The organism is Clostridium sp. N3C (assembly GCF_900095445.1).
Taxonomy (GTDB): domain Bacteria; phylum Bacillota; class Clostridia; order Clostridiales; family Clostridiaceae; genus Clostridium_AU.
Map to the genome: position 1 here is coordinate 118,903 of NZ_FMJL01000004.1, position 22,358 is coordinate 141,260.

At 32.1% G+C, this 22,358-nt stretch carries 20 protein-coding genes and 1 other annotated feature; all 20 genes read right to left on the bottom strand.

Features of this window, described 5'->3' with window-relative positions; genetic code table 11:
* Positions 1 to 54: 54 nt before the first annotated feature.
* Positions 55 to 759 carry an RNA polymerase sporulation sigma factor SigE gene (gene sigE, locus N3C_RS03025; RefSeq protein ID WP_074364599.1) on the bottom strand — a complete coding sequence of 235 codons (705 nt, stop codon included), beginning with the start codon at positions 757 to 759 and terminating at the stop codon, positions 55 to 57.
* A 15-nt stretch (positions 760 to 774) separates the two neighbouring features.
* Complete coding sequence (locus tag N3C_RS03030; protein ID WP_074364600.1) at positions 775 to 1,566, bottom strand: sigma-E processing peptidase SpoIIGA; 792 nt, start codon at positions 1,564 to 1,566, stop codon at positions 775 to 777.
* Positions 1,567 to 1,796: 230 nt separating this feature from the next.
* Positions 1,797 to 2,888 (bottom strand): cell division protein FtsZ, encoded by a 1,092-nt coding sequence (ftsZ, locus tag N3C_RS03035; protein ID WP_074364601.1) that lies wholly within the window; start codon positions 2,886 to 2,888, stop codon positions 1,797 to 1,799.
* A gap of 15 nt (positions 2,889 to 2,903) precedes the next feature.
* Positions 2,904 to 4,115, bottom strand: a complete 1,212-nt coding sequence (gene ftsA / locus N3C_RS03040; RefSeq protein WP_074364602.1) for a cell division protein FtsA — start codon at positions 4,113 to 4,115, stop codon at positions 2,904 to 2,906.
* A gap of 135 nt (positions 4,116 to 4,250) precedes the next feature.
* Positions 4,251 to 5,543, bottom strand: coding sequence for a glycosyltransferase family 2 protein (locus N3C_RS03045; protein WP_074364603.1), 1,293 nt, complete (start codon positions 5,541 to 5,543; stop codon positions 4,251 to 4,253).
* Between the two features lie 268 nt (positions 5,544 to 5,811).
* On the bottom strand, positions 5,812 to 6,867 hold the full coding sequence (locus N3C_RS03050; RefSeq protein WP_074364604.1) for a type IV pilus twitching motility protein PilT: 1,056 nt from the start codon (positions 6,865 to 6,867) through the stop codon (positions 5,812 to 5,814).
* A 136-nt stretch (positions 6,868 to 7,003) separates the two neighbouring features.
* Complete coding sequence (gene sigK, locus N3C_RS03055) at positions 7,004 to 7,711, bottom strand: RNA polymerase sporulation sigma factor SigK (RefSeq protein WP_143312584.1); 708 nt, start codon at positions 7,709 to 7,711, stop codon at positions 7,004 to 7,006.
* A 63-nt stretch (positions 7,712 to 7,774) separates the two neighbouring features.
* Positions 7,775 to 9,457 carry a penicillin-binding transpeptidase domain-containing protein gene (locus tag N3C_RS03060; RefSeq protein ID WP_074364605.1) on the bottom strand — a complete coding sequence of 561 codons (1,683 nt, stop codon included), beginning with the start codon at positions 9,455 to 9,457 and terminating at the stop codon, positions 7,775 to 7,777.
* A 60-nt stretch (positions 9,458 to 9,517) separates the two neighbouring features.
* Positions 9,518 to 10,735 carry a peptidase U32 family protein gene (locus N3C_RS03065; RefSeq protein ID WP_074364606.1) on the bottom strand — a complete coding sequence of 406 codons (1,218 nt, stop codon included), beginning with the start codon at positions 10,733 to 10,735 and terminating at the stop codon, positions 9,518 to 9,520.
* 18 nt (positions 10,736 to 10,753) lie between these two features.
* Positions 10,754 to 11,401, bottom strand: coding sequence for an O-methyltransferase (locus tag N3C_RS03070; RefSeq protein WP_074364607.1), 648 nt, complete (start codon positions 11,399 to 11,401; stop codon positions 10,754 to 10,756).
* An 18-nt stretch (positions 11,402 to 11,419) separates the two neighbouring features.
* Positions 11,420 to 12,448, bottom strand: a complete 1,029-nt coding sequence (gene mltG / locus N3C_RS03075) for an endolytic transglycosylase MltG (protein WP_074364608.1) — start codon at positions 12,446 to 12,448, stop codon at positions 11,420 to 11,422.
* 25 nt (positions 12,449 to 12,473) lie between these two features.
* Positions 12,474 to 14,300, bottom strand: coding sequence for a translational GTPase TypA (typA, locus tag N3C_RS03080; RefSeq protein WP_074364609.1), 1,827 nt, complete (start codon positions 14,298 to 14,300; stop codon positions 12,474 to 12,476).
* A gap of 201 nt (positions 14,301 to 14,501) precedes the next feature.
* The gene (locus N3C_RS03085; RefSeq protein WP_074364610.1) at positions 14,502 to 16,169 is read right to left on the bottom strand and encodes a ribonuclease J; all 1,668 of its coding nucleotides are present in this window, start codon (positions 16,167 to 16,169) and stop codon (positions 14,502 to 14,504) included.
* 14 nt (positions 16,170 to 16,183) lie between these two features.
* Positions 16,184 to 16,645: a Fur family transcriptional regulator gene (locus N3C_RS03090; protein ID WP_074364611.1), complete on the bottom strand. Its 462-nt coding sequence runs from the start codon at positions 16,643 to 16,645 to the stop codon at positions 16,184 to 16,186.
* Between the two features lie 23 nt (positions 16,646 to 16,668).
* A complete protein-coding gene (locus N3C_RS03095; protein WP_074364612.1) occupies positions 16,669 to 16,926 on the bottom strand; it encodes a DUF1292 domain-containing protein in 258 nt (85 codons plus the stop codon).
* A gap of 23 nt (positions 16,927 to 16,949) precedes the next feature.
* Positions 16,950 to 17,366: a Holliday junction resolvase RuvX gene (gene ruvX, locus N3C_RS03100; RefSeq protein WP_074364613.1), complete on the bottom strand. Its 417-nt coding sequence runs from the start codon at positions 17,364 to 17,366 to the stop codon at positions 16,950 to 16,952.
* Between the two features lie 45 nt (positions 17,367 to 17,411).
* Positions 17,412 to 17,666 carry an IreB family regulatory phosphoprotein gene (locus N3C_RS03105; protein WP_074364623.1) on the bottom strand — a complete coding sequence of 85 codons (255 nt, stop codon included), beginning with the start codon at positions 17,664 to 17,666 and terminating at the stop codon, positions 17,412 to 17,414.
* 171 nt (positions 17,667 to 17,837) lie between these two features.
* Positions 17,838 to 20,477 carry an alanine--tRNA ligase gene (gene alaS / locus N3C_RS03110; RefSeq protein ID WP_074364614.1) on the bottom strand — a complete coding sequence of 880 codons (2,640 nt, stop codon included), beginning with the start codon at positions 20,475 to 20,477 and terminating at the stop codon, positions 17,838 to 17,840.
* 46 nt (positions 20,478 to 20,523) lie between these two features.
* Positions 20,524 to 20,693: a binding site (T-box leader), on the bottom strand.
* A 52-nt stretch (positions 20,694 to 20,745) separates the two neighbouring features.
* Entirely contained in the window at positions 20,746 to 21,762 is a 1,017-nt protein-coding gene (locus tag N3C_RS03115) for an AI-2E family transporter (protein ID WP_074364615.1), read from the bottom strand.
* Positions 21,755 to 22,249: a PRC-barrel domain-containing protein gene (locus N3C_RS03120; RefSeq protein WP_074364616.1), complete on the bottom strand. Its 495-nt coding sequence runs from the start codon at positions 22,247 to 22,249 to the stop codon at positions 21,755 to 21,757. Before N3C_RS03120 ends, N3C_RS03115 begins: the two co-directional genes overlap by 8 nt.
* Positions 22,250 to 22,358 lie beyond the last annotated feature (109 nt).

The following is a 22,358-nucleotide window of genomic DNA, read 5'->3' on the forward strand; positions in this document are numbered from 1 at the left end:
AGTAATTGCATTTAAATTATCTCCTGAGGAGGGCTTTTTTATACTATAGACAAACTATAACATTTTATTAATTTCTTTCTTCAATCTTTTAATAATTCTTTTTTCTAATCTAGATATATAGGATTGTGAGATACCTAACATGTCTGCAACTTCTTTTTGAGTTTTTTCTCCGGTGCCATTAAGACCAAATCTCAAAGTTACAATTTCTTTTTCTCGCCGATTCAACTTAGTCATAGCTAACACTAAAAGCTGCTTGTCAATTTCATCTTCAATAAGATTATAAACTATATCATTATCTGTGCCTAAAATATCCGAAAGCAAAAGTTCATTACCATCCCAATCGATATTCAGAGGTTCATAAAAAGATATTTCTGCCTTCACCTTACTATTTCTTCTTAGATACATTAATATTTCGTTTTCTATGCATCTTGATGCATAAGTGGCCAACTTAATCTTTTTCTTTGGATCGAAGGTATTTACAGCTTTTATTAATCCAATAGTCCCTACGGAAATTAAGTCTTCTACACCTACTCCAGTATTTTCAAATTTTCTTGCTATATATACCACTAATCTTAAATTTCTTTCTATTAGAATAGACCGTACGCTTTCATCACCTTCTACTAGCTTTGTTACTAAATCGTCTTCTTCTTCCTTAGATAAAGGAGGTGGCAGAGCATCATTACCGCCTATGTAATATATTCTTTTATATAAAAATTTTAACCCTAATAATAATTTACTAAATAAGGATAACAGACCCATTTTAAATCTCACCCCTCATATTATGTCTCTTGATAATAATCCTTGATATTCATCGTGATCACTTAACTTAGTATCACATATTCCTATAATACCGTTTTTAAACTGAAACTTATCTTCATCATAGTTTATTTTAATTTTATCCGGTTTGAATCCATAAAGGAAATTAGCCTGTCCGCTTACCGCTTTGAAAGGAATATACAACTTATTATGTACGCTGATATCAATATTTGTAAGGGCATCTTTTTCCACAATTATTACAGGTAGATTAGTAATGGGTTCTTTTAATTCGTTACCAGTGTCTAAGAGTGCTTTTATTTTTATTATTTGCCCTTGAACAAAGATCTCAATATTATAAGTATATTTTTTTACCTTCTGCAAACTTATTATATACGTCAGTAATCTATATCCAATTATGTAGATTACCATTAAGACTAAAAGTAATTTTCTAGCAGAAAAATTTTCAATTTCTAACCGATAAGTATTCTTATTTTCCAAATATACTATAATTCCAGCCACCACAAAAGTATAAGCTAGATAAAGCAAAGTAGCTTTTAAAACAAAAAAAAACTTACTTTTGCCGAAGGCACCATAAACTATTAGAAAAGCAGTTAACAGTGTGACGGGGATAGTAGTCATAAACTTTAATTTATCAATAAAGATTACTAAAGTATATAAGGCCGCACAGACTGAAGTTATAAAAAACCTTTTATAATTAATCTTAAGACTAAGAGTCTGAGCAGTAATAAATAATAAAAAATAGTTAACTATTAAGTTTTCTAATAGAACTAAGTCTATGAAAATCACCACTAGCACTCACTCCCCATTACTCCCTAAACCAATTATAAATCCTATTGGGTCAAATATTTTGTCATTTTTGCTACTCTCTTTGGCACTTTCATATGTTAAATTTCTACAGTATATATGAAAAATATATTACTTAAGTCACTTTTAGATTTCAGCTGTCATAATAATTAAAATAGTACATCCTATAAAAAGAACATAAAAAAAGACCATGCATTCTTGCACAGTCTTTTAACTTATCTTCTTTGTTTTCTTAAAAAAGCAGGAATCTCAAGGTCATTATCATTATAGTCCCTAGTAGTAGCTACCTCTTCAAGAGGAAGTTTTTCTTCTTTTGATGCTGGTTCAAAATCAATTTTTCTTTTCTCTGGTCTATCATTATCAAAACCAGTAGCTATTACAGTAATTCTTATTTCATCCTGTAAATTTTCATCTATAACAGCACCAAAAATTATATTTGCGTCAGGATCTGCCGCCTGCTGTACTATTTCAGCAGCCTCATTTATTTCCAATAATCCAAGGTCTGGTCCACCGGTTACATTAAGTAGAACACCTGTAGCTCCTACAATAGAAGTCTCTAATAAAGGACTAGAAATTGCTTGTTTAGCTGCCTGTTGGGCTCTATCTTCACCTTTAGCCATACCTACGCCCATATGAGCTAGCCCCTTGCTTAACATTACAGTTCTAACGTCAGCAAAGTCCAAATTAACTAAACCGGGTATAGTGATAAGGTCGGATATACCTTGAACCCCCTGTCTTAACACATCATCTGCCAACTTAAAGGAATCTAGCAAAGAAGTTTTCTTATCCACCATAGATAACAATCTTTCATTTGGAATTGTTACCAATGTGTCAACTTTTTCCTTTAAATTCTTAATTCCTAGTTCAGCATGAAGCATTCTTTTTCTTCCTTCAAATGGAAAAGGTTTAGTAACTACTCCTACTGTAAGTATTCCTAGGGACTTAGCTATTTCAGCTACTACAGGAGCTGCACCAGTACCAGTACCTCCACCCATTCCACAGGTTATGAATACCATATCCGCTCCCTTTATCGCTTGAGCTATTTCATCTTTACTTTCTTCTGCTGCTTTTTGGCCAATTTCTGGATTTGCCCCAGCACCTAGACCCTTTGTCAGCTTTTCGCCAATTTGTATTTTTTGCGTTGCCTTAGATAATAGTAACGCCTGTTTATCTGTATTTATAGAGATAAATTCAACATTTTTTAATCCCTCTTGGATCATTCTGTTAACTGCGTTATTACCTCCACCACCGCAACCTATAACTTTAATTTGTGCAAATTGTTGAACGTCTACATCAAAATCTAACAAGATAATACCTCCCTTTTATCTAAAATCCTGAATAAAATGCTTTAGTTTGGACATAATTCCTTTTTTTCTTTTTTTAATACTTTCATCAGAGGAATTTGAATCCTGTTTTCTACTAATAGTAATAGTTTCTAAAACCAATTTTAACATTCCCATAGGAATAGAATAAACATAATTATTCTTTTCCATAACATCATTTTCTATGAAATTGATAGACTTATCAATTCCTTCTTCAAATTTCTTTATGGTATCTTGGTAATGTATAATACCTCCGCCAGTAATGAAGATATAATCAAGAGACTTCAAACTTTTTTGATTATGAATCTCTTCCAAGGCAAAACTAAGCAATTCATCAGCTCTTGCTTCAATAATTTCATCAATCATATTACCATTATACTTGTCATATATATTGATTTCATTATTATCAGTCCCGTTTTCTCTTTCAAGTTTTAATTGCTTTTGGTTCACTTTAATATTTTCTGCTTCTTCAAAGGATATGCTTAAACAGGTAAGGATATCTTTCGTAATATTATTACCACCTAATGGTATGTGACCAGTGTAAATTATACTGCCGTTTTCATATATGAACAAGTCAGTACTTTCAGCGCCTATATCAATTACTCCTAAGCTTTTATCCTTATTTTCATCATTAACTACAAGCTTTTGCAAGGCTAAACTCTGAGGTATCATTCCTTTTATTTGAATACCAGCGGCTTGAACACACTGTACTAGATTTTCAATATTTTTCTTATTTGCTGTAAATATCCTTGCATTAAGAGATAATTCCTTACCTCTTAGACCTAGAGGATTACTTATTGCCATATGATTATCTACTATATATTCAAAAGGATAAACCCAGAGAACTTCTTCATTTTCTGATAGAACGCTGTCTTTTGCCAGATTTAGAGCCTTATTAATATCGTCCTCAGTAACTACTTTACCGGATATAGTTTCCAAAGTTACTCTTGAATCAACTATTTTGCATAAAGCATTATTAACATTTATATATGCCTTATTAATTGGCTCATCTAATAAGCTTTCTAACTTTGCTTTACAAAGCTTAATGGCTTCTGTTGTTTGCTCAATATTAACTACGACAGACTTTTCAATACCATAATTCTTTACGGAGGTAACTGCAATTACTTGCATTTGCTTTAAGCTATCTACCTTCGCTACCACAGCACTAATTTTAGATGAACCTATGTCAAATGCTACCAGTAGATTATTCATATTAACCTCCTCCTATTTCATTACCTTCAAACTAATATATTCAACATTAATTTTATTTTTCCTCCATTTTTTCGTTAATTTTTAATAAAACATAATAGCTTTTTAAAAAAATAAAGAGGAAAGTTCCTCCTTATTTTAATTTGCCTTTTCTAACTCATTTATACTTACACTTCTGGTATGAACGGTATGACTCCATTCTTTATTATCCTTATCTAATACACCCATAACAGAAATAGGTATCCATGTAAGTACATATATTGGATATACTAAATAATATAGGAAAATTTTCAAACTTAGCTTCTTTTCCAGAGCTAAAACTAATGGTGTATATATAAACTGCATAATAAAAACAAAAAGAGCACCGATATTAATAAGATTAAAATCAAAAAAAACTCCAGCATTAAATTTTGCTAAATAATCACCTAAATTAGCAAAGGCTTTTGAATAACCAACAATTTTTTGTATACCATTCATAACAACACCAAAACCAGCCAATATTGTTATAATAGGCTGAATACTATAAATAGCACAGTCTAAAGCCACAAAATCAAGCTTTGTTACTGCTCTTTTTATAAGCTTCCAAAAATACCTTGATGCCACGTCTGCAAAACCTTGCATCCATCTTTTTCGCTGCCACCAAGATTGTGATAAGGTTAGTGGTTTTTCATCGTAGATTACTGCATCATGAGCCCAACCTACTCTTCTGCCGTTAAGTACAAGCTTACAGGTAAATTCTAGATCTTCTGTTAAACAGGTAGCTCCCCATCCTAATTCCTTTAAAGTTTCAGTGGCAATACAAAAACCTGTTCCACCTAATTGACTAGAAAGACGTAAGTTGCTTCTAGCATTTTGGAACATTCTATTAGAGGTCCAGAAGGAAATAGAATATCCACCTGTTATCCAAGTATCATTAGGATTTTTACTGTCTAAATATCCTTGAACAACCTCAAAACCTTCACAAAGCTTATTGTTCATTTCCTTTAGAAATTGCTTTGATGCTAAATTATCTGCATCAAAAATCACTACTGCATCGTACTTTTTTTTCATTTTGAAAATTTTGTCAAACATCCATTCAAGAGCATAACCCTTACCTCTTTTTTCTTTATTAGTTCTCTCATATACAATTGCTCCGGCTTCTCTTGCTAATTTTGCAGTATTATCGGTACAGTTGTCAGCAATTACAAATATATCATATAATTCTCTTGGATAATCCAAATTTAATAGGCTATGAACAATATTTTCAATTACTTTTTCCTCATTATGAGCTGCTACCAACAAAGCAAAAGACTTTTGAGGTTCAAATTTCTTTTTACTTTTTATTCTGATGAAACCGAACATGGATAAAAGTACATAGTATACTGAATAGATGAATAGAGCTTTGGTGAACACTGTCACAATAATATCAAATATGTTTTTTATAAACTGCATCTACTAATCCCCCCTGATTCAAGGTTATTTTAGCACAAAAGAGAATCTATTACTATAGCTTTTAATTTTTTTCTGTAACTTTTTAAATGTAGAAAAATAAAATAATATATTACCAAACACTTTTAAGTTAGTAGCATATATTGTATATATTATTACCATTTTTAATAAAATAATGTAACAAATAAAAGTGGCTAATTACGAACCGCCACTTTTACCTGTCTTCCATCAACTTATATATTTTTATAACAATAAATCCTATAGATATTTCTTACAGCATAATAAGTCTTGTTATCATATTCTTATCAATAGAATAATTTAAAGCAGTTTCTTCTGTTATAATTCCTTTCTTATATAATTCAGTTATAGCCATATCCATGGTTTTCATACCATATTTACTACCGGTCTGAATAGAAGATTCTATTTGATGAGTCTTACCCTCTCTAATCAAGTTTTGGATAGCTGAGGTAACTACCATAGTTTCTAAAGCTGCTACTCTTCCTTCACCATCGGCTCTAGGTAACAGTTGTTGAGATATAATCCCCTGTAAAACCGCCGCTAATTGAATTCTTATTTGCTGTTGTTGATGAGGAGGGAATACGTCTATAATTCTATCTATAGTTTTTGCTGCACCAATAGTATGTAAGGTTGAGAATACTAAATGACCAGTTTCTGCAGCGGTGATGGCTATAGATATAGTTTCTAGATCTCTCATCTCTCCAATAAGAATTACATCTGGATCTTCTCTTAATATAGATTTTAGTGCTTTAGCATAGCTTTCACTATCTTTACCTATCTCTCTCTGATTTATCACAGATTTTTTGTGCTTATGTAAAAATTCTATTGGATCCTCTAAGGTTATTATGTGATTTGATTGTGTTGAATTAATTTCATTTATCATAGCAGCTAAAGTTGTACTTTTACCACTTCCTGTTGGGCCGGTCACTAACACTAACCCTCTTTTCTTAGTGGTTAATTCTCTAATTACATTAGGAAAACCTAATTCCTGTAAAGTAGGAACCTTTAAGCCTACAGCTCTTATAGCTAATGCATCACTACCTCTTTGTTTAAAAATATTAACTCTAAATCTTCCTGTTCCAGCTATTGAGTAAGAGGTGTCTATTTCACCTTCCGTTGAATATTCTTCATATTTCTCCTTTAACACCGTTCTAGCATAGGCTTCTGTATTTTCCGGTGTTAAATTTTCTTCTTTAATTGATATAAGTTTACCATTAATTCTCATAATAGGCGGAACTCCAACAGTTAAGTGTAAATCAGATGCTCCAGATTTAAGTGTCAATTCTAATAGTTCATTAAGCGCTAACATAATTTACCCCCTTGTAAGAAAATGAAGGGATAGATCCCCGACTTTTATGTAATAATCCAATAATCTAATATTATTCTACAAAATGTTATAAATTCCTTTTATAATTTTAATATTATAAAAGGAATTTATATAATGGTCAATCATATTTAATCTTTCCATTAAGCTCCTTATTTAATTTTTTTAGAGCTCTTTTCTCTATCCTAGATACATAAGAACGTGATATACCTAATAAATTTGCTATTTCCCGTTGAGTCTTAGTGTTACCATCTATAAGACCATATCTCATTTCTATGATTATTTTTTCTCTCTCTGATAAACAAGTATTAATTTTAGAATATAATTTTTTAACCTGTATTTTATTTTCTACTATTTCAATTACGGAGTCCTCATCACTGCTTAATACGTCCATAAGGGATATTTCATTACCCTCTTTATCAACACCAATGGGATCCTGTAAGTATACCTCTCCTTTTATTTTCTTATTATTCCGTATTAGCATCAAAATTTCATTTTCTATACATCGGGCAGCATAAGTAGCAAGTCTAGTACCTTTCGAACTATCAAAGGAATCAATGGCCTTAATTAAACCAACAGTACCTATGGATATTAAATCATCTATATCTTTGCCAGGGTAGGAGTATTTTTTTACTATGTGAGCTACTAGCCTTAAGTTTCTTTCTACCAAAATACTTTTGGCAACAACATCTCCTTCCTTTAGCTTGACTAGATAATATCGTTCCTCCTTTTCATCCAAGGGCTGTGGAAAGGAATTGCCACTAGTTACATAGGCAGTTAAGAAGGCAACGCTTCCAAACATATCCAATAGATAGTTAACAAACAACACAGGTTGTTCCCCCTAATAATGCTTATTAATATTCTATTCCAGCCCTATGGATTTGTTTCCTATTTAAAAAATCTTTTCTACCACACTTTTGAAAATTGGAGCAGCAGTGGAGCCACCACCTTCATTTTCCACATCAATATCCTGTACATAAACAATAATAGAATAATACTTGCCGTTATTTCTCACGAAACCTGCAAACCATCCATCAGAAAACTTCTTTGGTTCACCATTTTCCACCGTATATCGAGTATTTGTACCAGTTTTACCTCCACAATCAACCCCATTTATATAAGCTAACTTACCGGTTCCCTTTTGATCCGTCACCACTTTCCTCATATGTCCCTTTATTATAGAAGCAGTTTTTTCATCTATGACTTTGCTTTTTTCAGTGCTAAACTTTTGAATTTCATTACTATTATTACTTACTAAAGAATCTACTATATATGGCTTTACATATGTTCCATTATTAATCACAGTATTAACTATAGCCAATGCTTGCAGAGGAGAAATCCTTACACTCTGACCAATGCCAATCATCGATAAAGAAGAAGCAGCATAAGAAACATTTTTTAATTTATCATAGTCTTTGCCAAATAATTTTTTTAGATCCAACTCCTCTGGTGCTACAATATCCCCTGTTACTTCATAATTGCCACTAAAGTTCAGTACTTTTTGAAAAAAGCCTTGATTATAAGCGGTCATATATATTCTTTTAAATCCTACTAAGGAAGCTAACTTTTCAAAATAGGTATTACAAGACATGGTATAGGCCTCTGCCATATTAACTAACCCATGATTATTTTCACTTTCAGTGCATTTTAAGGTTAAATTAGCTAGACTCTTATCTTTTTCTAAGGCTGCTTCTGCCACTATAGTTTTAAATATTGATCCTGGTTCAAAACCATTTTCCGTAGCTGAACATAAATTTATGTTAGGTTTCCATGAATCTCTTTGAACCATAGCCTTAATTTTTCCCGTTGAAGACTCCATAACCACTACCCCAATTTGATTATAATCCTTCCATTTCTCGTTACTTATTAATTCTTTAATTTTATCCTCCATTTCCTTGTCAGTGGTTAGTTTTATATTTACGTTTTTTTCTGGAACTACATACTTTTCATCCTTTATATCACCATTTACATCTTTATCGAAGGATATATAAGGGAAAGAATTGCTTTTAGTTATTTTAGCTATATAACCTTCAAGGGAATTTTCATCCTTAGGATTGTTATTGTTATCCAAACTACTGGTAAGTATGTTTTGATAATCCCAAACTTTATAACGATCTACCACGGTTTTTACGAAACAGTAGGTTCCCTTTATCCCCTTAATATCCTTTAGTTTATAGTAAGTTTCTTCATCTACTTCGTAGTACAATCTTTTATTTGTCATGTTATATTGAAGTTTAGATAAATCATAATCCTCATTATATCCCCTTAAGGTATATATTAATGTATTTAATTGAGATATATCAGTATTTCGATTATTCTTAATGTAGCTATCCACATCTATCACAAAATAAAATTTATTTTCATAATCCAATAGTTCTTTATTATTGCAGTCTAACAACATATATTTTATATCACTAATAGGCTCATTAATTGTATACTGATTATTAGTTATTACACTAAGCTCACTGCCCTTAAATATCTTTATATAAACTGTCCTTATAATTAACAATGATAATATGATACATAATACCCTTGCTGCTTGTACTGCTCTTTTTTTTACTCCTATAGATAGCATAAACCACTTCACCTCAGCTAAATTCTAGCCTATAGTAAAGCGGTTTATTCAATGAGCCTATTATTTTTTCACAATTAACATATCATTTACTTCAAGCTTTTCATCACATTTAATAGTATAAATCATTTGAGCTACTGGAGTAGATTCCAACTTATTTCCTTCTAAGTCTCTCATATCATTAAGTTTGATATTAAAATAAGGTCCTACAGGTCTTAAAACTTCTGCTTCATCACCTTCAAATACCTTATTTCTCTGTTCAATAGTAGCTATTTTAGTTTCTTCATCGTAGCTTCTAACTACTCCTGCTATATCATAATTTCTAATGTATGATGAATTTTCATAAACTTGCTTATTTGGATCATCGAAATAGAATCCTGTATAATACTGTCTGTGACTTACTTTGTCTACATCTTCTAGCCATCTTTTATCAAAGACATAATTCTCAGGATCATTCCAATATGCATCTAGAGCTTCTCTGTAAGCCTTAGTAATTACAGCTACATAAAAGGCACTCTTCATTCTTCCTTCAATTTTAAAGGAAGAAATACCCGCAGAAACTAACTGAGGTATATATTCAATCATACATAAATCCTTAGAATTCATTATATAGCTACCTTTATCATCTTCCATTATCTGATAATATTCTCCTGGTCTCTTTTCTTCTGTAAGATAATATTTATATCTGCATGGCTGAGCACAGGCACCTCTATTAGCATCCCTTCCAGTTAAAAAGTTTGATAATAAACATCTCCCTGAGTAAGCCATGCACATGGAACCATGAACAAAAGCTTCAATCTCACAATCCAGTGGAAGCTTTCTTCTCATTTCTTCAATTTCCTTCATTGACAATTCTCTTGCTAATACTATTCTTTTTATACCTTGTTTGTACCAAAAAACAGCACTTTTATGATTTACATTATTGGCCTGAGTGCTTAAATGCAATTCTAAATTTGGAACAACTTCTCTCGCTGTCATTATAATACCAGGATCAGATACTATAAGAGCATCTGCACCAAGATTGTATAATTCTGTTAAATATTCTTCTAAGCCTTCCAAATCTTCATTATGAGGAAATACATTCATGGTTACATATACTTTCTTTCCTCTATCATGAGCATATTTTATACCTTCTTTTAAGTCTTCATTAGTAAAATTATCTGCAAAGGCTCGAAGATTCAATTTACTTCCGCCTAAATATACTGCATCAGCACCAAAATCAATAGCAGTTTTCAATTTTTCAAGATTACCCGCTGGTGATAAAATTTCTGGTTTTTTCACATCTAATCCTCCTAGTTTTTAAAGCTTCCTCTTTATAACTGCTATACCGTCTCCCATGGGAAGTATACTAGTTATAAGTTTATCATCTTTAGTAACCATATCAATAAATTTCTTCATTCTCTTTACTATAGTAATTTTTCTTCTTACCAAAAATTCCCTAGATACTACCATACCTTTATAGAGTACATTATCCGCAATAATTACACCTTCATCATTCAATAATCTCATACAGTGTGGGAAAAATTCATTGTAATGACCTTTTCCAGCATCTATAAATATAAGATCATACTTTTCCTTCAAGCCTTCTAGTACCTCTAAGCAATCTCCCTGAAGCACCTCTATATTTTCCTTTAAGCCAGCTTTTTCAATATTAGTTTTTGCAAGAGTTATCATCTTTTCATCTCTTTCTATAGTATCAATATGTTCAACACTTTTACTACTGTTATACATAAGAATAGCAGAATATCCTATGGCCGTTCCTAACTCTAATATCCTCACTGGCTTAATTATATTAACCATTTGCTCTAGATAATTGGCAACTTCCTTATGGATTATTGGAACCTTATTTTCCTTTGCATAGTCTTCTAACTCCTTTAAAATGCCCTGGCGCTCCGGTATTAATTCCCTAATGTACTGTTCCATAAAATCATAAGTGATATTGCTCATTTGCTTCCTCCAAGTCTTTTAATTACTTTGATATTTTCTTACCGCCTCATTATGCTTTTCTAAAGTTACATTAAATTCATGAGAGCCATCATTTCTTGCACAGAAATATAAATAATCAGTTTCTACAGGATTTAATGCCGCTTCTATAGAGGCTTTTCCAGGATTGCTTATAGGACCTATTGGTAGTCCTGAGTTGGCATATGTATTATAAAGGGAATCAACCTTATAATCAGCCAAGCTTAACTTCTCCTTATGAACTCCTAAAGCATATTGAACTGTAGGATCCGATTGCAAAGGCATACCTTTTTTTAGTCTATTGGCAAAAACTGAAGACACCAATGCTCTTTCCTCAGCTACTTGAACCTCACCTTCAATGATAGAAGCTATGGTTATTATTGCATCTATATCTTCATCCTTTAATTCAATAGAACTGTTAGCTCTAACCTCTTGAATTCTTTTTTCGAAATTATTTAACATAACTTTGATAATAGCATTTCCATTGGAACCTTTAATAAAATCATAAGTGTCAGGAAATAAGAATCCTTCTAAAGCATATTTCCTACTTGAATCTTTTTTTATATATGAGGGAAGTTCATATTTTTGGCAACTTTCAATAAAATTCTTTTTAGTTATTACTCCTTTTTCTTCAAGAATAGCTCCTATTTCCTCCAAGGTTTTACCTTCAGGTATTGTAACCCTAGCAACACCAGCATCTTCTGCTGGTTCTGCTTGATCAATAGCTAAAAGCAACTCATCTAAAGACATATCAGCACTAATTTTGATTTCACTTTTCTTAAGGCTAATATCAGCAGGATTGAGTTTCATATAAAGTCTTACAAAGAAAGAATTTTTAATCTTACCTTCCTTGTTTAGCTTATTAATGACAGAGTTAATGGTATCTCCACTAGTGATAGCTATTTTCTCAGACCCATTAATGTTTCTTAAAGGTTTTTTTATAATACTTAAATAATAGGCTCTGGAACCAATAACTATACACATAATCACAATCCAAACTTTTGCTACGATCTTGATTATCTTTTTTTCCATTTTATTTCCCCCATATAAAATGCGTTTATCCGTTGTTTCTTCTAGCTGCCTTCTTTCTCATTTCTGTATTTAGTATTCTTTTTCTCATTCTAATAGATTTTGGTGTTACCTCTACCAATTCATCATTATTTATGAATTCTAAGCATTGTTCCAAGGACATTTTTTTCACTGGTGTTAATTTTAACGCATCATCGGATCCAGAAGCACGTGTGTTACTTAAATGTTTCTTTTTACATACGTTAACCTCTATATCATCTGCTCTAGAACATTCTCCTGCAATCATACCTTCATAAACTTCAGTACCCGGTTCTATAAACAATGTTCCTCTTTCTTGAGCATTAAATAGACCGTAAGTTACAGCCTCACCGCTTTCAAATACTACTAATGATCCCCTAGATCTCTGAGGTATATCTCCCTTATATTCCTCATAGCCAGTGAATATACTATTCATTATACCGTTACCTTTGGTATCAGTCATAAATTCATTTCTAAAACCTATTAATCCTCTTGATGGAATAGCAAACTCTAATCTTACATATCCATTCACCGCAGAGGTCATATTTTTCATTTCAGCCTTTCTAGGTCCTAGCTTTTGAATTACTGCTCCCATAAATTCTTCAGGTACGTCTATAGTTAATAATTCCATAGGCTCTAAGGTTTTTCCTTCTTTTTCTTTAAATATTACGGAAGGTTTTGATACTTGGAATTCATAGCCTTCTCTTCTCATGGTTTCTATTAGGATAGAAAGATGTAATTCTCCTCTACCACTTACTTTAAAGGTATCTGGTGATAATTCCTCTACCCTTAAACTTACGTTAGTTTCTAACTCCTTCATAAGTCTGTCTCTTAAATGTCTAGATGTAACGAATTCACCTTCTCTACCAGCAAAAGGAGAATCATTTACTATAAAATTCATGCTAAGTGTAGGTTCATCTATATCTACAAAAGGTAATGCTTCTGGAGCAGCACTATCTGCGATAGTTTCACCAATGTTCACTTCACCTAAACCGCTTACCGCTACAATATCTCCAAGCTGTGCTTCTTCTACTTCAACTCTTTTCAGACCACTATATACATAAAGTCCTGAAACTTTTACATTATGAGAACTTCCATCTCTATGAAGTACAGTTACATTTTGATTCTTTTTAATAACTCCTCTTTCAATTTTACCAATGCATATTCTTCCTATATATTCATTAGAATCAATTGTAGTAACCAATAACTGCAATGGCTTATCTACATAACCCTTTGGTGGCTCTACTTTTTCAATTATAGTAGTAAATAGGGGATCCATGTTAGAGCTTGGTTCATCTACATTAAGGGTAGCATAACCTTCCTTTGCAGAACAGTAAACTATAGGGAAATCCAACTGCTCATCATCTGCGCCTAACTCTACAAAAAGATCGAAAACTTCATCAATAACTTCCACTGGTCTTGCATCCGGTTTATCAATCTTGTTAATTACTACTATAGGCTTTAAACCTAGTTCTAATGCCTTTTTTAATACGAACTTTGTTTGAGGCATTGTTCCTTCGTAAGAGTCCACAACTAGTAGAACACTATCTACCATTTTTAATACTCTTTCTACCTCTCCACCGAAGTCAGCATGCCCTGGAGTATCTACAATATTTATCCTAATACCCTTATAGCTAACTGCGGTATTTTTAGACAATATAGTTATTCCTCTTTCTTTTTCCAGATCATTAGAATCCATAATTCTTTCTTCGACCTTTTCATTATTTCTAAAAACATGACTCTGTTTTAACATAGCATCAACTAATGTAGTTTTACCATGGTCAACGTGAGCGATAATAGCGATATTTCGTATATCTTCTCTAATATATTCGTTCATTTTTTCCTCCGTCTATATATAAACTTAAGATAATAATCAAAAATAAAATTGGATACCTTGTACCCAATTTTACCTGTGTCATATTAATTCTAATATTATGATAGTGAAATGTCAACTTATTAAAAACTATGCTATTTAATTGGTTTATTTCTACTTATATGTCATATAAATATAAGAGGAGTTGGGTTTATTCAACCTATCTTAAATCTCCATAATTATAGGTAGTATCATTGGCTTTCTCTTAGTTTTCTCATACAAGAAATTTCTTAAATCCTCTTTCATAGTAGTTTTTAAGGTTGCCCAATCTCTAATGCCATTTTCCTCACATTCTCTTAAAGCATTTTTAACTACAACTCTTGATTCTTCCATTAAGTCCTCAGATTCCCTTACGTATACGAAACCTCTAGAAATAATATCTGGTCCTGCTATTACATTACCACTTTCCTTTTCGATGGTTACAACTACCGTTAGTATACCATCCTGGGATAGGTGCTTTCTGTCTCTTAATACTATATTTCCAACATCGCCAACACCTAATCCATCTACGAAAACATTTCCTGATGGAACGCTACCATTGGCCTTTATTGAATCTCTGGTGACCTCAACTAAATTTCCTATGTCAACAAGCATAATGTTAGACCTATCCATACCTAGTTTAACAGCTAATTCTGCATGCTGCTTTAGATGTCTAAATTCACCGTGTACTGGCAAGAAAAACTTAGGTTTTACCAAACTATGCATAAGCTTTAGTTCCTCTTGACAGGCGTGGCCTGAAACATGAACTTCAGCTAAATCTTCATATATTACTTCCGCTCCATTTTTAAATAGTTGATTTACAACTCTTGAAACAAACTTCTCATTTCCTGGAATTGGGGTAGCAGAGATTATCACTGTATCCCCTGGACTTATGCTAACTTTTTTATGTTCATTGCTAGCAATTCGAGAAAGAGCAGACATAGCTTCTCCTTGACTGCCAGTAGTAACGATAGTTACTTTTTCAGGTGGATACTTATTTATAGCATCAATGCTTATAAGAACATTATCATTAGCTTGAATATATCCTAATTCTGTTCCTACAGCTACAATATTTTCTAAACTTCTACCAGAAACCGCTACCTTTCTTCCATACTTTTCTGAAGCGGTTATAATTTGTTGAATTCTATGAATATTTGAAGCAAAAGTTGCTACGATAATTCTACCCTTAGTCTTGGCAAATATTTTTTCAAAGGTCTCACCTACAGTACTTTCAGACATAGTATAACCCGGTCGCTCTACATTTGTACTATCTGCTAACATTACAAGTACACCTTTGCGACCTAGTTCTGCGAATCTGCACAGATCTATAACTTCTCCATCTATAGGAGTATAGTCTATTTTAAAATCTCCTGTATGCAAAATTACACCCAGTGGAGTATGGATAGCTATAGCCACTGAGTCAGCTATACTATGGTTTGTTTTAATAAATTCAACTGACATTTTATCTAATTTTACTATATCCTTAGGACTTACTGTTCTTAAATCAGTTACACTTAGTAAATTATGCTCTTTAAGCTTAGTTTGCAGTATACCTAAAGTTAACTTTGTACCATATACCGGTACATTTAATTGCTTTAATACATAAGGTAAAGCTCCTATATGGTCTTCATGGCCATGAGTAAGAAATATTCCTTTAACTTTTTCCGCATTTTTTAATAAATAACTTATGTCTGGTATGACAATATCTATTCCGAACATTTCTTCATCAGGGAACTTTAAGCCGCAATCAATCACTATTATTTCCTCTTTATATTCAATAACGTAAAGGTTTTTACCAATCTCGTTAACGCCACCAAGAGGTATAATCTTGATTTTATCCTTCTCCTTCCTCATTAAACCGCCTCCTTCTACTTCAGCTCAGCCTCTGAACACTCCTTACATAATCCAAAGAACTTGACGCTATGATTGGTTATTCTAAACTTGTATTTTTCTTCTATAGTTTGCTCTATTTGGTCTAATAAATCTCCCTCTACTTCTAATACCTTAGAACATTTATTACATACCAAATGATGGTGTTGATGATTCTCCTCCTCATGAACCAATTCAAATCTACTTATATTGTCACCAAGATCTAATCGGCTGACTATACCCAATTCCTCTAACATAGCAATAGTTCTATATACTGTAGCAAGACCTATTTCAGGGCAATCTATTTTAACCAAATCATAAATTTCTTCAGCTGTAAGATGTTGTCCCTCACTATTTACTATACCATCTACTATGGCTCTCCTTTGAGGTGTAAGCTTATAGCCCTTAGCTTTTAAGTTTTCTCTCAATTTATTTACTTCATCAACACTCATCTTTGACATTTGCATCCCTCTTCTTACTAAACTTATTCAATTTCTGAAAAAATAGCTTCATAAGCCTCACATACCATTTGAAATTCTTCATCATCTTCAATAGTTACTAATACGTCATTGCCATCATCATCTTTATCTATTCTTAATGCAATGGCTTCTTCCTCTTCCCCTTCTACAGGAATTACAATAACATACTCCTTATCCTCGATATCAAATTTAGTTATTACATTAAATTCAGTTTCTACACCTTCTTCATCGGTCAATACAATTCTTTCTACATCGTTTTCCATGTTAATCCTCCCTTTCTGTTCTTTTAACTTTTTGACATTCTATCAAGATAACCTTGTAATATATACATAGCCGCCAGTTTATCAACGATTCTTTTTCGTTTATTTCGTGATAAATCTGCTTCTAACATAGCTTTATGAGCTGCAACAGTAGTAAGCCTTTCATCCCAAGTATCTACCTTAACTCCAATATAATCTTCTATTTTTTTCGATAATTTTAAAACCTTTTCTCCTGAAGGTCCTATAGTTCCATTCATGTTTTTAGGTAAGCCTACTACAATAAGTTCACAGCTATATTCTAACACATATTTCTTTATTTCTTCCAAGTCTTTATTTAAGCCTTGACGTTTAATAGTACATATTCCTTGTGCTGTAAAGCCCAAAGGATCACTTACCGCTACACCAATTGTTTTTTCACCAATATCTAATCCTAAAATTCTCATAGCTCTCCACTCTTAAAATAAAAATGCCCTAAAAAGGGCATTTTTTTATTTTATATCTAAATAAGATTTTATAACCTCTTCAAGAATTTCATCACGTTCTAACTTCCTAACTAACGCTCTAGCTCCATTATAGTTAGTTATGTAAGTAGGATCTCCGGAAATAAGATATCCAACTAATTGGTTCACCGGATTATATCCTTTTTCCATTAGTGAATCATAAACTTGAGTTAATATTGCCTTAGTCAAATCCCTTTTATTGTTTATAAAATTAAATTGCATTGTATTATCATTCTTTTCCATATTCCCCTGTCTAAAACCACTTTCATGATTTCTAACAGACTTCACCCCCTTGCTATAACGCTTTAGCGAAAGGCTATTTATATATTAATTCCATAGACAATATAATATTATTATATACCCATAACAGTTACTTTATATTTATATTATAAAATATATTTTAGTAAAAGTATACTATTTAACCAAAGTTTCTAGTAACTTTTCTACAAGATCTATAGCTTCTGTTAATTTTTCTGGTTTCTTTCCTCCAGCTTGTGCCATATCTGGCCTTCCGCCACCACCACCACCAGCTACTGTTGCAACTTCTTTAATGATTTTTCCACAATGAACGCCCTTATCTACAGCATCCTTAGTTGCCATAGCTAGAAGTAGTACTTTACCTTCATATACGCTACCTAAAACTACCACACCGCTTTGAAGTTTATTTCTTAGTCTATCACCTAATTCTCTAAGATTCTCACTATCCATATTATCTACAGTAGCTGCGATATACTTAACGCCCTTAACTTCTTTAATATTATTTAGTAATTCTCCTTCTGCTCCCTTAGCTAATTCTTTCTTTAATTCATTTATTTCTCTTTCTTTTTCCTTTAACTCTTGAACTAATGACTGAGCTTTATTAACTACTTCCTTTGGAGAACATTTTAAGTTACTTGCAACTTCTTTTATAGTTTCTAAGCTACTATTTAAATGTTTTATGGCATTAAAACCTGTAACTGCTTCTATTCTTCTTACACCAGCAGCAACACCAGTTTCAGAAATTATTTTAAATAATCCTATTTCTCCAGAGTTAGCTACATGGGTTCCACCACAAAGCTCCATACTGAAGTCTCCCACAGAAACTACTCTAACAAGATCTCCGTATTTCTCATCAAAGAGAGCTAAAGCACCTTTGGTTCTTGCTTCCTCTAAGGTTAACTCTTCAGTAACCACTGGTTCTGCTTTCATGACATTTGCATTAACCAAGGCTTCCACCTTTGCTATCTCTTCCTCTGTCATAGCAGTAAAATGAGTAAAGTCAAATCTTAACTTATCTTCTTCTACCAAGGAACCAGCTTGATGTACATGATCACCTAATACTGCTTTTAATGCTGCCTGTAATAGATGAGTACCGGTGTGATTTTTTCTAATGTTATCTCTTCTAACACTATCTACTTCAAGAGTTATATTATCCCCTGTATTTAGACTTCCTTCTATTACCTTAACAAAATGAAGGGTCTTTCCACCTACGTTCTTTTTACAATCCTCTACAATAGCTTTAAAGCTATCATTATATATTAGACCGGTATCTCCAACCTGTCCTCCCATTTCTGCATAAAAAGGTGTATCATCTGAAAGAATAAATCCCTTATCTCCTTCTTCTAGGCTTTCCGCAAATTGATTATCTTTAATTATAAGTGAAACTTTTGAATCATACTTAATAAATTCATAGCCCACAAATTTAGTATTATATTCTGCTGGAATACTATTTGCTACATTTTCATCAGTACCCATGTAATTAGATTCTCCTCTTGCACTTCTTGCTCTTTCCCTTTGAAGCTTCATTTCATTATGGAAGCCTTCCATATCAAGAGTGAATCCCTTTTCTGATAAAATTTCCTCTGTTAGCTCTACTGGGAAACCATAGGTGTCATATAGTTTGAATACAAACTCTCCCTTTAGAACCTTTTCCCCAGACATTTCCAACTCCTCGATGTACTCATTTAATATGCTCATGCCAGAGTCAATGGTTTCTTCAAATCTTTCCTCTTCTAATTTAATTACATTTTTTATGTATTCTTTTTTCTCTTCTAGCTCAGGATATGCTCCTTTAGAATTTTCTATAACCACTTCACATATCTCATATAAGAATGCACTCTTTAATCCCAAAAGTCTACCATGTCTTGCTGCTCTTCTTAAAAGTCTTCTTAAAACATAACCTCTGCCTTCATTAGATGGAAGCACACCATCACATATTAGCATAGTTACACTTCTAATATGGTCAGTGATAATTCTTAAGGAAATGTCCTTTGTGCTGTTTTCTCCATATGTACAGGAAGCTACTCTGCAAACCTCATCCAATATGGACTTTATTGTATCTACTTCGAATATAGTGTTTTTACCTTGCATTATAGTAGCTATTCTTTCAAGCCCCATACCGGTATCTATATTTGGATGTTCTAATCTATTGTAGACTCCATTTTCATCCTTATCAAACTGTGTAAATACAAGGTTCCAAAATTCTACTACCCTATCTTCCTCTGCTGCTGCAACAAACTCTTCTAGTGTTTTAATAACACCTTCACCTCTGTCGAAATGTATCTCAGAACAAGGTCCGCAAGGTCCTTGACCTATTTCCCAGAAGTTATCCTCTTTTCCTAAACGGAATATTCTTGCAGGATCAATATCTGTGCTTTTTGACCAAATTTCAAAGGCTTCATCGTCCTCATGATAGATTGTTACATAAAGCTTATCTTTAGGAATTTGCAAAACCTCTGTTACAAACTCCCAGGCCCATGGAATAACTTCCTTTTTAAAATAGTCACCAAAGGAAAAATTACCAAGCATTTCAAAATAGGTAGCATGTCTTGATGTTTTTCCTACATTTTCAATATCACCAGTTCTTATGCACTTTTGACAGGTAGTTATTCTAGTCTTTGGTGGCTTTTGCAATCCTGTGAAGTAAGGCTTTAGTGGAGCCATACCAGCATTTATTAATAATAAACTCTTATCGTTTTTAGGTACTAGTGAAAAACTTTTAAGTCTTAGGTGTTCTTTGCTTTCAAAAAATTTTAAGTAAGCTTCTCTAATTTCATTTAAACCCATTGCTTTCATATGTATATCCCTCCTATAATCTTTATAACAAAAAGACCTTCATCCCTCAAGGGACGAAAGTCTATTCCGCGGTACCACCCTAATTACAGAAAAATTTCTGCATCTCATTAAAATAAAGCTCAAGGACAGCTTCGAAAGACCTACCAAGAAGTTTGCAGCAACCACTTCCTCTCTGAATGGATCGATCAGTCTACTAATTCCCATCATCACTTATTATTAAATTTATAGATGAATTATAATTTATTGAAGGAAATCTGTCAAGAATCATTTAAGAATACATATAATAATCCAAGTCTTCAACAATCACTTTAGCAATTACAGCTATTGGAACAGCCATAACCATACCAATAAATCCACCTACTTTCCCACCAGCTATAAGTAGCAAGATTATAAATAAGGGATGTATATCCACTGTATCACCTGTTATTTTCGGTGCTATAATATCTCCTTCAATTTGTTGAATTAAATTCAAAAACAATATAGACCAAATAGCTTTTTTAGGTGAATCTAACAGTGCTATTATAACAGCAGGCAAGGAACCTAAAAGAGGACCAAAATAAGGTACAATATTAAATATACCATTTAATAAGGATAACATTATAGGGAAACCTATATCTAATATTAATAAAACAAAAAAGGTCATTATACTTATCAATGCACATAAGAGAAGTTGGCTTAATATATATTTAGATAAGGCTATATTTATATTTTTACCCAGTTTTCTTATTATGCATCTCTTTCTAAGAGGAATTAAAAAAATAAGACTCTTACTTAAAACATCTCCATCAGCTAAAATATAGTATATTAATATAGGAATAACGGCTAAAGAAAAAACATTACTAGTCTTTTCAAAAATGCCATCCACAAGATTATTAAAAAAATTGGAAGCCAAATTTTCGCCTTTCTTCAAAAGCATATTTATAGCATTTTTTAAGTATCTATTATTAGATAAACTCTCAATAGTCTTGTTTATATTTTCTATAAAATTTTGCATCTCGTCAAAAGTATGGTCCAAAGTTAAGGTTTCTTTAATTATATTAGGAATTAAGAATGCAAATAATAAAACAATCATTAACAAGACAGCCATTAACAAGATTATTGATGATATTTTTTTACCAATACCTTTTTCCATCATTTTGCCTTGAACAGGTTTTAAGACATAAGCTAGTACAAAGGCTATAAAAGCTGTTTTAATAACTTCCTTTAGGATTGGATTAGTGTATAATAAATATACTATTAATAAAGAAATTAGAGTTATTGAAACATACCGTATGATTTTATTCATAATAATGCCCACCACTTATACTATGACGTAAAATACTAAATCTTATATTATTCTTTCCATAATACAAAACATTACCATCTCCAATAATTATATCATTTATTAACAAAACACCTTTTCCAACTTTAATTTTTCTCAATATTCCAGGACTGATAATCATGCCTTTCATATTAAAGTCACCATCGAAAAGCAGATCTTCTACTATGCCTATAATATTACCTTGTAGATCTATTACCTCCATACCCTTGACAGAAGAAAAAGTTAAATACCTTATGTCCCTTACCTTGTCAACAATCAAATCATCATCAAAATAAATAACATCTTCTATTAAAGCTATTTTACTCTTTTTACCAAATATATTTGTACTCCTTATAGCAAAACCCTTTATTTTCCTTTCACTAAAGTTTACAGCTAAATCAGTAACCGTTCCAACTTTTTTGCCATTAGAATACATAACCTTCTTTGATAAAAAATCCTTCAACCTATACATTTAAAAACTCCTAATCCTTTATTATAATGTTATTATTTCTCAGTTTGGAAAAATTATTATAGAAGATAAAATTAAAAAATCATAGATTAAAATTATTGTACAAAATAAA

Excerpts from the sequence above, each read along its gene's own strand:
- mltG (WP_074364608.1), bottom strand. The coding sequence starts at position 12,448 with ATGGAAAAAAAGATAATCAAGATCGTAGCAAAAGTTTGGATTGTGATT.
- alaS (WP_074364614.1), bottom strand. The coding sequence starts at position 20,477 with ATGAAAGCAATGGGTTTAAATGAAATTAGAGAAGCTTACTTAAAATTT.
- ftsA (WP_074364602.1), bottom strand. The coding sequence starts at position 4,115 with ATGAATAATCTACTGGTAGCATTTGACATAGGTTCATCTAAAATTAGT.
- N3C_RS03090 (WP_074364611.1), bottom strand. The coding sequence starts at position 16,645 with ATGTCAAAGATGAGTGTTGATGAAGTAAATAAATTGAGAGAAAACTTA.
- N3C_RS03045 (WP_074364603.1), bottom strand. The coding sequence starts at position 5,543 with ATGCAGTTTATAAAAAACATATTTGATATTATTGTGACAGTGTTCACC.
- sigE (WP_074364599.1), bottom strand. The coding sequence starts at position 759 with ATGGGTCTGTTATCCTTATTTAGTAAATTATTATTAGGGTTAAAATTT.
- N3C_RS03105 (WP_074364623.1), bottom strand. The coding sequence starts at position 17,666 with ATGGAAAAGAATGATAATACAATGCAATTTAATTTTATAAACAATAAA.
- N3C_RS03115 (WP_074364615.1), bottom strand. The coding sequence starts at position 21,762 with ATGAATAAAATCATACGGTATGTTTCAATAACTCTAATTTCTTTATTA.
- N3C_RS03120 (WP_074364616.1), bottom strand. The coding sequence starts at position 22,249 with ATGTATAGGTTGAAGGATTTTTTATCAAAGAAGGTTATGTATTCTAAT.
- N3C_RS03070 (WP_074364607.1), bottom strand. The coding sequence starts at position 11,401 with ATGAGCAATATCACTTATGATTTTATGGAACAGTACATTAGGGAATTA.
- ruvX (WP_074364613.1), bottom strand. The coding sequence starts at position 17,366 with ATGAGAATTTTAGGATTAGATATTGGTGAAAAAACAATTGGTGTAGCG.
- typA (WP_074364609.1), bottom strand. The coding sequence starts at position 14,300 with ATGAACGAATATATTAGAGAAGATATACGAAATATCGCTATTATCGCT.
- N3C_RS03060 (WP_074364605.1), bottom strand. The coding sequence starts at position 9,457 with ATGCTATCTATAGGAGTAAAAAAAAGAGCAGTACAAGCAGCAAGGGTA.
- N3C_RS03095 (WP_074364612.1), bottom strand. The coding sequence starts at position 16,926 with ATGGAAAACGATGTAGAAAGAATTGTATTGACCGATGAAGAAGGTGTA.
- N3C_RS03050 (WP_074364604.1), bottom strand. The coding sequence starts at position 6,867 with ATGTTAGCGCTTAATGAACTATTAGAATTGACACTTAAATCTGGAGCA.
- N3C_RS03085 (WP_074364610.1), bottom strand. The coding sequence starts at position 16,169 with ATGAGGAAGGAGAAGGATAAAATCAAGATTATACCTCTTGGTGGCGTT.